At 53.8% G+C, this 10393-nt stretch carries 10 protein-coding genes and 1 pseudogene; 6 read left to right on the top strand and 5 right to left on the bottom strand.

Annotated elements, in window-relative coordinates; all coding sequences use genetic code 11:
* Nucleotides 1-84 precede the first annotated feature (84 nt).
* The 4 genes from ACML7B_RS03405 to ACML7B_RS03420 are packed head-to-tail and all read left to right on the top strand — an operon-like array spanning nucleotide 85 to nucleotide 3749.
* On the top strand, nucleotides 85-648 hold the full coding sequence (locus ACML7B_RS03405) for an ECF transporter S component (protein WP_106789268.1): 564 nt from the start codon (nucleotides 85-87) through the stop codon (nucleotides 646-648).
* Nucleotides 633-2171 carry an ABC transporter ATP-binding protein gene (locus tag ACML7B_RS03410; protein ID WP_418539326.1) on the top strand — a complete coding sequence of 513 codons (1539 nt, stop codon included), beginning with the start codon at nucleotides 633-635 and terminating at the stop codon, nucleotides 2169-2171. Before ACML7B_RS03405 ends, ACML7B_RS03410 begins: the two co-directional genes overlap by 16 nt.
* Before the next feature lies 1 nt (nucleotide 2172).
* Nucleotides 2173-2979: an energy-coupling factor transporter transmembrane component T gene (locus ACML7B_RS03415; RefSeq protein WP_346707304.1), complete on the top strand. Its 807-nt coding sequence runs from the start codon at nucleotides 2173-2175 to the stop codon at nucleotides 2977-2979.
* 23 nt (nucleotides 2980-3002) lie between these two features.
* A complete protein-coding gene (locus ACML7B_RS03420; RefSeq protein ID WP_418539327.1) occupies nucleotides 3003-3749 on the top strand; it encodes a DUF169 domain-containing protein in 747 nt (248 codons plus the stop codon).
* Nucleotides 3750-3817: 68 nt separating this feature from the next.
* Here the strand turns inward: ACML7B_RS03420 and ACML7B_RS03425 are convergent, their stop codons facing one another.
* Genes ACML7B_RS03425 through ACML7B_RS03445 form a run of 5 tightly spaced genes read right to left on the bottom strand, consistent with a single transcriptional unit; the run spans nucleotide 3818 to nucleotide 9079 of the window.
* Nucleotides 3818-4630, bottom strand: a complete 813-nt coding sequence (locus tag ACML7B_RS03425; protein WP_418539328.1) for an MBL fold metallo-hydrolase — start codon at nucleotides 4628-4630, stop codon at nucleotides 3818-3820.
* Complete coding sequence (locus ACML7B_RS03430; protein ID WP_418539329.1) at nucleotides 4627-6003, bottom strand: Tm-1-like ATP-binding domain-containing protein; 1377 nt, start codon at nucleotides 6001-6003, stop codon at nucleotides 4627-4629. The genes ACML7B_RS03425 and ACML7B_RS03430 overlap by 4 nt, the downstream gene beginning before the upstream one ends.
* Before the next feature lie 16 nt (nucleotides 6004-6019).
* A complete protein-coding gene (locus tag ACML7B_RS03435) occupies nucleotides 6020-6847 on the bottom strand; it encodes a phosphoenolpyruvate hydrolase family protein (protein ID WP_418539330.1) in 828 nt (275 codons plus the stop codon).
* A gap of 54 nt (nucleotides 6848-6901) precedes the next feature.
* Entirely contained in the window at nucleotides 6902-7792 is an 891-nt protein-coding gene (locus ACML7B_RS03440; RefSeq protein ID WP_106789261.1) for an amidohydrolase family protein, read from the bottom strand.
* Between the two features lie 3 nt (nucleotides 7793-7795).
* Nucleotides 7796-9079, bottom strand: coding sequence for a RuBisCO large subunit C-terminal-like domain-containing protein (locus ACML7B_RS03445; protein ID WP_106789260.1), 1284 nt, complete (start codon nucleotides 9077-9079; stop codon nucleotides 7796-7798).
* A gap of 309 nt (nucleotides 9080-9388) precedes the next feature.
* Between ACML7B_RS03445 and ACML7B_RS03450 the strand changes: the two genes are divergently transcribed.
* Together ACML7B_RS03450 and ACML7B_RS03455 are read left to right on the top strand one after the other, a co-directional pair.
* Nucleotides 9389-10162 carry a DeoR/GlpR family DNA-binding transcription regulator gene (locus ACML7B_RS03450; protein WP_106789259.1) on the top strand — a complete coding sequence of 258 codons (774 nt, stop codon included), beginning with the start codon at nucleotides 9389-9391 and terminating at the stop codon, nucleotides 10160-10162.
* 17 nt (nucleotides 10163-10179) lie between these two features.
* Nucleotides 10180-10393: pseudogene (locus tag ACML7B_RS03455) on the top strand (HAD family hydrolase); the annotation flags it as partial.

The raw sequence follows: 10393 nt of genomic DNA on the forward strand, positions 1-10393 counted from the left end.
AATCAATTAGTGGAAATGAGGACTCCATGCTATAATAATCCCGTTTGAGAGTTGATGAAAGCAACGAAAGAAAGGGAGAAAGACATGGAGAAAAAATTTACAACAAAAGAAGTTGTGGTCGTGGCAATGGTTGCCGCTGTGATCGGTGTGATCTACACTCTGCTTGACTGGGCGTACATGCCGCTGTCTGCAGTTCTTGGCACTGTTTTTATGGAACTTACGTTTGGCGTGTATATGCTGTCTGCGGCAATGCCCATGTATCTGGTGCGCAAGCCGGGATTCGCCATCTTTGGCGCGCTGGTGACCGCAGGTGTGAACCTGCTGCTGGGAAGCCCCTATGGTCTGCAGCTGGTGCTGGCAGGATTCCTGGAGGGACTTGCGGTTGAGATTGCGTACGCTGTGGTAGACCGGTATCAGGGAAGTATGAAGAACCTGGTGCTGTCCGGGATCCTTGGCCCTATCTTTGTACTGTGCAGAGATGCCTTCTTCTGGGGAACGCCCTGGAGTTATGGAACAGCAGTTGCGGCGGGCGTTGTGATCGTCCGGTTCTTCAGCGCCATCGTGCTGACAACTATCATCGTGAAAGTGATCACAGCAGCGCTGGCGAAGACAGGCGTACTGAAAGGATTCAAATGCGTACAGAAGTAGAGCACAACGAAAATCATGTGATCCTGGAACTTCAGGACGTGACATACTGTTATGACGGAGAGACGCTCCCTGTGTGGGAGCATCTCTCCTGCTGTTTTTATAAAGGAAAGATCCATGCCATCAGCGGCCCAAGCGGCTGCGGAAAGAGTTCCATCCTCTATCTCCTGGACGGATTGGTGCCCCATATGTATGAAGGGGAACTGACGGGCCGGGTGCTGCTGGAAGGAGAGGACATTACCAGCGTGCCGCCAAGAGACCGGTGCGACCGGATCGGATTCGTCATGCAGAATCCGGAGAGCCAGTTCTGTACTTTTACCGTGGAGGAAGAGCTGGCTTTTGGTATGGAGAACCTGGGCGTGGCCCCGGAAGTTATGAAGGGGAGGATCGAAGAAGCTCTGGCATTCGTGGGAATGTCCGGGTATGAGAAGACGGATCTTAACAACCTGTCCGGAGGGCAGAAGCAGAAAGTCGCCATTGCTTCCCTCCTGGTGACAGAGCCTGAGATCCTGCTGCTGGATGAGCCTGCAGCGAACCTGGATCCCCAGAGCCGCAGGCAGATCTTTGATCTGATCCTCCGGCTGGCGAAAGAACAGGGGATCACCATTGTCCTGGTGGAGCACAATATCGGGGAGATCCTGGAGGAAGTGGATCATATCCTGGCGCTGGACGGCCATGGGAACGTGGTGGCCAGGGGAAGCAGGGAAGCGGTGCTGGCCCAGGGATGGAAGCTGCGGCAGGAGAAGGACACAGTGGGAGCGGCAAAGGATCTGTCTACAGAGGAAGAAGTGCTGCGCATTACAGATCTGGAGTTTGCCTATCCCATTCCCGGCAGGAGGAAGAAAGACCCGGCAAACGGAAAGAAGATCCTGGACGGATTGAGCCTTGCGGTGCGCCGTCAGGAGTTTCTGGCTATCGTGGGAGAAAACGGGGTTGGAAAGACCACGCTCATGCGCCTGATCTTCCGCATTTATTCTCGGGATGCCGGGAAGATAGAGCTTTTTGGCCGCCCGGTGGAGAGCTACCGGAAGAAGGACCTGTATCATCTGATCGGCCTGGTGTTCCAGAATCCAGAGAATCAGTTTATCAAGAATACCGTCTACGAAGAGCTGATGTTTAGCCTGAAGAGGGTGCGGATCAGCCAGGAAGAAAAAGAGAGGCGGGTCCAGGAAATGCTGGAGCGGTTCCACCTGGCACAGGAGAAGGAGAAAAGCCCCTTTGTATTAAGCCAGGGGCAGAAGCGCCGCCTGAGCGTGGCGGATATGCTTCTGACCAATCAGGAAATCCTGTTTCTGGACGAGCCTACTTACGGGCAGGACTTCGAGAACCGCCAGGAACTGATGAAGGATATGCAGAAGCTGGTGGAGGAGGGGATCACCATCGTGATGATCACCCATGACCTGTCGCTGGTTCGCCAATACGCCACAAGAGTGGTGGAACTGGAGGATGGAAAGGTGAGAAAAGACCTGCCCACAGAAGCGTATTTCGCATGGCGCAGGGAAGAAACGGGAAAGGAGGAGCAGTGAGATGTTTGCCTATATTGAGAAAGATTCCTTCCTTCACAGAAGGAATCCGCTGATCAAACTGATCCTGATCGTGGCGGTGACTATCATCGTGTGCCTCTCTTATTTCCCGGTGCTGCCGTTCCTTACGTTCCTGATCTTTTTCGCGGGAACCTGGATCGGAGGGAAGATCCCATTCCCCAATCTGCTGCGGCGATTGCTGTTATTTCTGGTGGTGAGCTTTCTGTTCATGGTGTCCATGGTGGCGCTGCGAGGGCTGAATGAGGAGCCGGGGATCATCCTGCGGCTGTGGATCTTCCGCTGGACCCAGCGGGATCTGGTACACGGAATCTCTCTTGGGTTCCGGATCCTGGCGCTTGTCACCATGTCCATGGGCTTCGTCTTGACCACAAGACCCAGCGATCTGGTGCTGAGCCTGATCACCCAGTGTAAGCTGTCCATCACCCACGGCTATGCTACTATGGCCACCTACCGGTTCCTGCCGGAGCTGCAGTCTCAGGTGGATTCTATTCATCTGGCCCAGGAGATCCGGGGGATTCCCTGGAATAAGGGTGTGTGGTCCCGGTTTACCTCCCCCTTCCGGGTCATGCTGCCGCTGTTCTGCGTGGCGGCAAGGCGGGGCGAGCGGGTAGCTTGCGCCATGGAGAGCCGGGGACTGGGAAGAGAAGGGGAGAGGACCTTCTACCGGACTATGAAAATGGATCGGACCGACTGGATCTTCCTGGCGGTAAGCTTGATTTTCTATCTGATCCTTGTTATGATCCTGGTAAGATATGACCTGTTCCGGTTTAGTTTCGCGTCGATACAGTAGACATTCTGAAAGGAGAGAAAACCATGCCTTATAAACATAAAAATATTGAATACGGCCTGCCTCATGAGCAGTATCCGAAGGAGAGGATCAAGGAAAGTATTGAACAGTTAAAAGAAGTGATCGGACTTGGGGTGGAGCCGGTAGGGATCACGCTGCTTTTTACCAAAGAAGACTACGACGCTTATCCGGTAGATGAGACCAAGACGGCCATGCCTTACTGTGTGATGGTAAAGCAGGCGGCTCTCAGAAGTGTGGGGATCAAAAGCCGGCTGGAACATCACAAATGTGACGGCGCCACCACGGCCCTGGGCCTGGAGCCCAGCACAGAGCGGATCGAGAGCGGCCAGGAGTATTTCTCCTATCAGCTGTATTCCTCTGTGGCCACGGCGGGACGGCTTCGCCGGTCTATCCGGAGCCTGCACCGGGAACAGGTCTCCACATACGGTGTGGCGGTAGTGCCGCTGAAGGATTGTGAACAGACGCCGGATGTGGTGATCGTGATGACCAACGCCTACCAGTCTATGCGGATGGTGCAGGGATATGAGTATGGAACCGGCAGGAAACCGGCCATCGATATGGGAGCCATGCAGGGAATGTGCTCAGAACTGACCATATCGCCTTATCTCACCGGAGAGATGAATGTCAGCGTGCTGTGCCCCAGCACCCGGATGTTGTGCAAGTGGAGTGAGAACGATATGGCGGTGGGGATCCCCTATGAGCTGTTTGAGCAGATCGTGGAGGGTGTAGAGGCGACACAGCCCAATTATTAAAATTAGTATTTCTTAAAAATAACAGCGGCCCTGATTAGCCGCTGTTATTTTCTGTGGTTTTATACATTTTATACTTCTGGCAGTTCGATCACTTCTCCGTCCTCCGGCACGAAGACATTTCCGTCATAGAACTGCTTTGCCTCCGCAGTGTAGCGTATTTTCCGTGTCCCGAAGGTGGCGTCTTCCGTGTGCCACAGGATCAGGTTTTTCGCCTGGCAGTCCTGGGCCAGGAGGCTTGCCTCCCGGACGGTGCTGTGATGATACTTATAGGGGGTGAAGATTTCCCGGTCTGCGTAGAGGCAGAAGGCCTCTGACAGCAGCCAGTCGGCGTCCTGGCAGTAGGGGCGGCAGGTGTCATTTACCGGCTCATCGCCGGGGAAGACCAGCTTCATCCCGTCAGGCCATGTCATCTGGAACCCAAACTGCTTTGCCTTGGTGGACCGGATATCGAAGAAGGTGAAATCGCAGCCCCAGATCTGTTCCCGTTCTCCGTCCCGGATGAGATGGAAATGGATCCTCTCATCCAGGCGGTCACATTCTACTTTCCGCAGCAGGGCCCGGCATACCATCCGAAGCTTGTCGGCCAGCTCGGCGTGGCAGTACAGATGGAAGTCGCCGTCGTAACGGTCCTCGCACATCTGGAAGGCGATATAGCGCAGGACCCATACCATGCCAAGAAAGTGGTCGGTATGCTCGTGGGAGAGAAAGGCGTAATGAACCTTTGTCCAGTCCAGTCCCATATGGTCGAACTGGCGCAGGATCTCCGCGCCGCCCATTCCGTCCACCAGGAAATAATCCTGGCCGTTATCCAGCACGAAGGCGGTATTCAGATATTTTGTCACAACGGCAGTTCCGGTGCCCAGTACATGTAGTTTTCTCATAGTACCCCTTTTCTTCCTTTGAACATTCCCTTCTTGAAGGAGCCGTTTAACATGGCTTCCATCACTTCATTGCATAGATCTGCAAATTCCTGGTCTACGATATGCATATCGGCGATGATCAGATCCAGATTTTCGTTTTCGGGAGCGAATTTTTCCTCCAGGATCTTGCGCATAACCGTGGAGCGGATGGACCAGGTGGGGTTCTCCGGATCCGGATCCCACTGAGGGCCGTCTCCGTTTTCAGCGGACCAGCCACGCTCGGTGGTGGCGATCTCCTTGCGCTGGTCGTAAGCGGACCATCCCTGCATAGGAAGGATAAAGGCGGTGGGGCCTTTGGTGGTGTTCAGCTTCTCGGCATAGTATTCAGACAGCTCCACGATCTCGTCCATGGTAGGATACATGATGGTAACTCCTTCGTTGTGGATATAGGGAAGCCCGGTATCCTTCCAGGTACGTCTTCTGCCGGCCTTGTAATCATCCAGGTACTCCTGTTTCATGGAGGAGATGGGATTGTAGGCGCTCTGATCGCAGCCGCCCGGCGTTACGATCTGTGGGATGCCCATGTCGCTGGCAGCGGTGACGCGCTCCCCGTTCCAGGTGGAGGGGGTTCCGTAGATGCTGTCGTACATATTGTTGGTCAGCTCGCCGGTAGTCAGGTCGATGATGGCGGTGATCATGCCGGAGCGGATCAGGTCTTCCATGGTGGCGCCGGTCCCTACCTGGTGGATGATGATGGTATCCCAGCCCTTGGCGTTCCAGTAAGCGCTGCAGGCATTGACTGTCTGGGTGGTGGTGCCGTAAGCGGTGATAGCCATCAGCGGTTTTTCTTCTGCGTCATGGATCTCGCCTACCTGTGCCATGGCTACGATGGCGGCAGCCGCATTGGCCACCATTTTCCGGGTAACGGTGTTGACGCCCTGCTCCGCGGTGGGGTTCATGATATAGATGTCTTTGTTGCCCAGCCACATGCTGACGTCGCTGGAAGCCATATCGGTCATCATGATCTTGGGCACGCCAAAGGGAAGCGCCCGCATAAGATAGGTGACGGTGGTGGTTCCCATGGATCCGGCCCAGGAGATGATCCCGTCTACTTCGCCGGCTTCATACATCTGCATGATCTTTTTAGCTCCGGCCTCGCCCACCATCTTGATGGCGGTAGAGCGGGGAACCTTGAAGACTTCTTCCTGCTTGATGCCATCTGCGTCCAGCACATCCTGAAGGGAGATGTCCGGCCAGTCGCAGACTTTGCCGCAGCCACAGTTCATCACTTTTACGTCGCCGCCGGCTTTTTCTACCTGCTCGGCAAGAAATTTCAATTCGGTATACTTGGTGTCGCACATACCTGCTACGATGATTTTGGGTTTCTTTTCCATAAAATGTGCCCTCCTTTTATAATGTGATCTCTTTGTATTCCTGTGTGGCTGCGAGAACGGCCTTCTCAATAGGCATTCTCTCTGCGGCGGAACCGCCGATAAAGCCCACTGCGTCGGTTTTCTCTACCACATATTTTGCTTCTTCTGGTCCTTTCATGGGCCCGCCGTGGGCGAAGAGGATCACGTCCGGGTTGACGGCTTTGGCCGCGTCAAAGATCTGCTGGCTGATCTCGCATGCCTCGTCCAAGGTCAGGCTGGTCTTGGCCCCCTTTAATCCGCCGGCGGTGGAGCCGCAGTGGGAGGCGATGGCAGGACAGCCCACTTCTGCCAGGATCCGGGCTTCTTCCGGGGTAAAGGCGTAGGCAAGGGAGAACATATCCATCTTGTGGGCTTCCCCCACGAAGTCTACTTCTTTGTCCCAGCCCATGCCGATGGCGTCCATCTGCTCCATCACGCCGCTTCCGTAGATCATCATCATGAAGGGGTTGATCCCGGAGATGCCGGCGTCCCACAGCATTTGCAGATGCTTCTTGTGGGGCAGCAGAGGATTGGTGCCGCCGGACAGAGACAGGATGGGAGCTTTCTCTACATTTGCCACGATCTCGGGGGCAAGTTCCAGGATGACTTTGTTAATGTCGCTGTAAGGCATAAGCGGCGCCAGGGATCCCTGGCCTTTCATGCGCCAGTAGCTGGTGGCAGACAGGCAGATCAGGTCCGCGCCGCCTTTTTCCTGAAGCTTGGCGGTGAGGCCGCAGCCGCAGTTAGGCATGAAAAGCATTTTCTTAGCCTCTACCTGGGCTTTCAGCATGTCGATAACTTCTTGTTCGTGATAACGTTTTGCCATGGTTCATCTCTCCTTTTTGATTTGAATGATATAGTTAAAAAAAAGAAAACAGTTTTAAGGTTCTGGATCCTGGAAAATCCCATATTTTCTGCAGAACTGTTCAGCGTTTTCATGGAGAAGTCCATTAAGGTCCCCTCTGGTAAGAAGGGGGGAGTCTCCAAGATGTTCTTCAAGCCTGCGGGTGTGGGAAACGGTCACGTCCTGCAGATAGAAGGGGTAATCCGATCCAAACAAAAGCTTTTCGGTTGTTCCGCACCAGAGCTTTACGGTTTCCATCAGGTTAAAAAGCTGCCGCCATTCCTGTCCCGCAAGCCGGCCAAAATTGGTGCTGATATCGGCGTACACATGAGGGTGCTTCCGCAGGATCATAGCAGTGGTCTCGTAGTGGATCCTCCCGGCATGCCCCATGATGATAGGAAGATCCGGGAAATCGCAGGCGATGGTGTCGATCCGTTCCGGCGCGCCGTAGCAGTCCCGGATCCCGTTAAGCCCGATGCCGCCGGTGTGGAAGAGAACCGGATAGCGGTGTTCTTCCAGCCATTGGTAGATAGGGTACAGCCGCTGGTCGTCCGCATAAAAGCACTGGATGTTGGGGTGGAGCTTTAATCCCCGGAAGCAGGGCTTTTCCAGCAGAGAAGTCATAGTGTCAAAGGTGTCTTCCCGGAAGGGCTGGACTGTGCAGAAGGCGGCAAGGCGTCCCTGGGACTGATCGATCTGTGCCTCCACATAATCGTGGAGAGGAGCCAGATCCGGATTGCTCATCTGGCTGTCAAAGGCCAGCACGCTGATCACGGCGCGGTGGATCTGGCAGTGGTCCATGGATCTGAGAAGACCAGGACCGGTCAGAGAGATCTCCTGGCCTGCTTCCTTTTTCTTCTTCAGATAGTCCGCCATATAGTCCGGCGACTGGTGAGCCGGCCAGAGGTGTGTGTGCATGTCGATCATGAGCTACGCCTCCTTCTTCCACAAATGCCGGATGGCTTCCAGTTCCGGGCATTGCCTGGCTGCTTCCTCAAGGGAAGTGCCGTTCATGGCTGCTTCTACCGCGGCAAACATGGCGCGGACGCCGGCCTGGCTTCCCATGGGATGGCCCTGGATAGCGCCGCCGGGCGCTAGGATAATGTCGCTGCCCAGATCCCGGATCAGGGTCTCGGCCATTCCCGGGTTTACGCCGCCGCCGCAGGAGGGAAGGGCAGGCCGGATGCCGGGAAGGGCAAGTGTCAGTTCCTGGGCGGTCCGCAGATAGCGGGACCGCTTAATGGGATAGCCCCCGTAAGGGGTGTTGATCATTACAATATCAGCGCCCAGAAGCCGGGGCAGTTTGCCCAGGACCAGGCTGGAGGTTACTCCGGAAGTGGGACCCTCATAGTAGGGTCCTGCCCCGGCATAATGGCCCATAATGGGAAGGTCAATCTCTTCCCGCAGCATTTGCAGGGCGCCAAAGCCGGTGGCAGCAAAATTTACCATCACAATCTTTGCGCCGGCTTCCTGGGCGGCCTTGGCGTGATCCACAAGCCGGGAGACGTGGTCGGTAATGTTGGGAACATAGATGGTCTCCTTGCCGGTCTCTTCAAAGGCGGCTCTGGAAGCCTGGTTGTAGGCCCGGATCCGTTCTGTCAGAGGACAATAGGAAGGGTTCCCCAGAAGTTCGTCGTCTTTGATAAGATCGATCCCGCCAAGAGCGGTGGAATAGAAGATCCTGGCGCCCACTTCCGGGGAAAACCCGGTGCAGGGCTTGATCATATTCAGAAGGACGGGCCGTTTCTCTACCTGGCAGAGGGAACGGATCCCTTCTATTCCGTAGGCTGGTCCCGGGAAGGAACTTAGCATGCACTTTGGCAGGTACAGATCGATAAGCTTGGCCTGTACGGAGGTGGAGGCATCATTCCCCAGAAGGGTGGTGAGAAGGAGCGGGATGCTGTTCTCAAAGTTTGCCACCGGGTAGGCGATCTGGAAAATGTAATGCTCCAGACCGGAGCCGGCCGGAATGGGGGATTCCAGATCGTCGGGCTGAAGGTCATAGATATTTACGATCTTGCCCATGTAATTCTGGCGCATTTCCTCAGTGATGCCGGGGACCGGGATCCAGGTTCCGATGGTCTGGCCTACGGCCATGTTTTTGGCCTTTTCGTAAGGGTCGCTTCCGGGAGGAAGGCTTACATAGTAGGTGGCCACGCAGAAATCTCTGGATAGGATAGATTCTGTTAGGGAAAGCAGGAGATTGTTGTTCATATCACACCTCCTTGAGTTTTTTTGTTTAGATCATGTTAATATGTTACATATCGGTTTTGATAATTGTATTATAAATCACATATTAACAGGAGTAAACTAACATTTATGTGACGGATGTTGTTAAACAGAAAATATGAGACTGTTTTGTTGACAAAAATAACATTTTCAGGCGTATATCACAAAAAAATATACAAAAACAAGAGGAAATGAAAAGAAATCTTCTATTTTAGGTGGGGGTTTTGTTACATTTCTTGAAAAAATGTTGTGAATCAACTATAATAACAAAAAACGAAAAAGGTGGACGGGAACATGAAGAAAAAGGAACAGAGACTTAACGATATCATGGCGCTGGTACGGGAACAGCCGACTATCTCGATAAAAGAACTTGCCAAGATCCTGGATGTGTCTGAGATGACCATTCGAAGAGATATTTCTTATCTGAAGGAATCCAATGCCATGACCCAGATGCTGGGGATGAATGTGATCAGCGCGGCGCCGGCGCAGCCGCCTCTGATGTATGATTTTCAGTATGAACTGGAGCGGAACGTGGAGGCGAAGGAGCGGATCGCGCGCAAAGCCTCCAACCTGATAAGACCGAGGGATATCCTGATCCTGGATTCCAGTACCACCGTCAGCAAGATCGTGCCCTATATCCCCAACAACATGGAATTAACGGTAATCTCAGGGAATTACTATATTATCAGCAAGCTGCCCAAGAATGATTCTATCAACCTGATCGTTCCGGGTGGAGTCTATAACCGCCAGCTTCAGATGTTTGAGTCTTCAGAGGGGATCAATATCATCAAGGAGCACCGGGCGACAAAGTATTTCTTCTCCGCCTCGGGGATCCATGAGCACCTGGGAATGACCTGTTCCTATGCCTTTGAAGTGCTGACCAAGCGGGCGGGGCTGGCAAGTTCGGTCTGCAAGATCCTGCTGGCAGATTCCAGTAAGTTCGGGATCATTACCACGTCTTATTTTGCGAAATTAAATGAGGCGGATATTATCATCACAGATACGGGGATTTCCGGGGAATGGAAAAAGATCATTGAAGATATGGGGATTGAGCTGTATATTGTATAGACAGGAGGACATTTGCAATGGATCATTTTTTATTCGACCTGGACGGGACCCTGCTCCCAATGAAGCAGGAGGAATTTGTAAGATATTACCTGCCTCTTCTGGCAGCGCGGTTTCAGGACCGGGGCTTTTCCCCGGAGCAGCTGATCGGCGCGGTGTGGAAGGGCTTTGAGCGGATGGTGGCAAACGACGGGAGCCGCACCAATGAAGAGGTGTTCTGGGACAGCTTCTCCA

The sequence above is a fragment of the Massilistercora timonensis genome, assembly GCF_048354975.1.
GTDB lineage: Bacteria > Bacillota > Clostridia > Lachnospirales > Lachnospiraceae > Massilistercora > Massilistercora timonensis.

Excerpts from the sequence above, each read along its gene's own strand:
- ACML7B_RS03405 (WP_106789268.1), top strand. The coding sequence starts at position 85 with ATGGAGAAAAAATTTACAACAAAAGAAGTTGTGGTCGTGGCAATGGTT.
- ACML7B_RS03410 (WP_418539326.1), top strand. The coding sequence starts at position 633 with ATGCGTACAGAAGTAGAGCACAACGAAAATCATGTGATCCTGGAACTT.
- ACML7B_RS03415 (WP_346707304.1), top strand. The coding sequence starts at position 2,173 with ATGTTTGCCTATATTGAGAAAGATTCCTTCCTTCACAGAAGGAATCCG.
- ACML7B_RS03420 (WP_418539327.1), top strand. The coding sequence starts at position 3,003 with ATGCCTTATAAACATAAAAATATTGAATACGGCCTGCCTCATGAGCAG.
- ACML7B_RS03425 (WP_418539328.1), bottom strand. The coding sequence starts at position 4,630 with ATGAGAAAACTACATGTACTGGGCACCGGAACTGCCGTTGTGACAAAA.
- ACML7B_RS03430 (WP_418539329.1), bottom strand. The coding sequence starts at position 6,003 with ATGGAAAAGAAACCCAAAATCATCGTAGCAGGTATGTGCGACACCAAG.
- ACML7B_RS03435 (WP_418539330.1), bottom strand. The coding sequence starts at position 6,847 with ATGGCAAAACGTTATCACGAACAAGAAGTTATCGACATGCTGAAAGCC.
- ACML7B_RS03440 (WP_106789261.1), bottom strand. The coding sequence starts at position 7,792 with ATGATCGACATGCACACACACCTCTGGCCGGCTCACCAGTCGCCGGAC.
- ACML7B_RS03445 (WP_106789260.1), bottom strand. The coding sequence starts at position 9,079 with ATGAACAACAATCTCCTGCTTTCCCTAACAGAATCTATCCTATCCAGA.
- ACML7B_RS03450 (WP_106789259.1), top strand. The coding sequence starts at position 9,389 with ATGAAGAAAAAGGAACAGAGACTTAACGATATCATGGCGCTGGTACGG.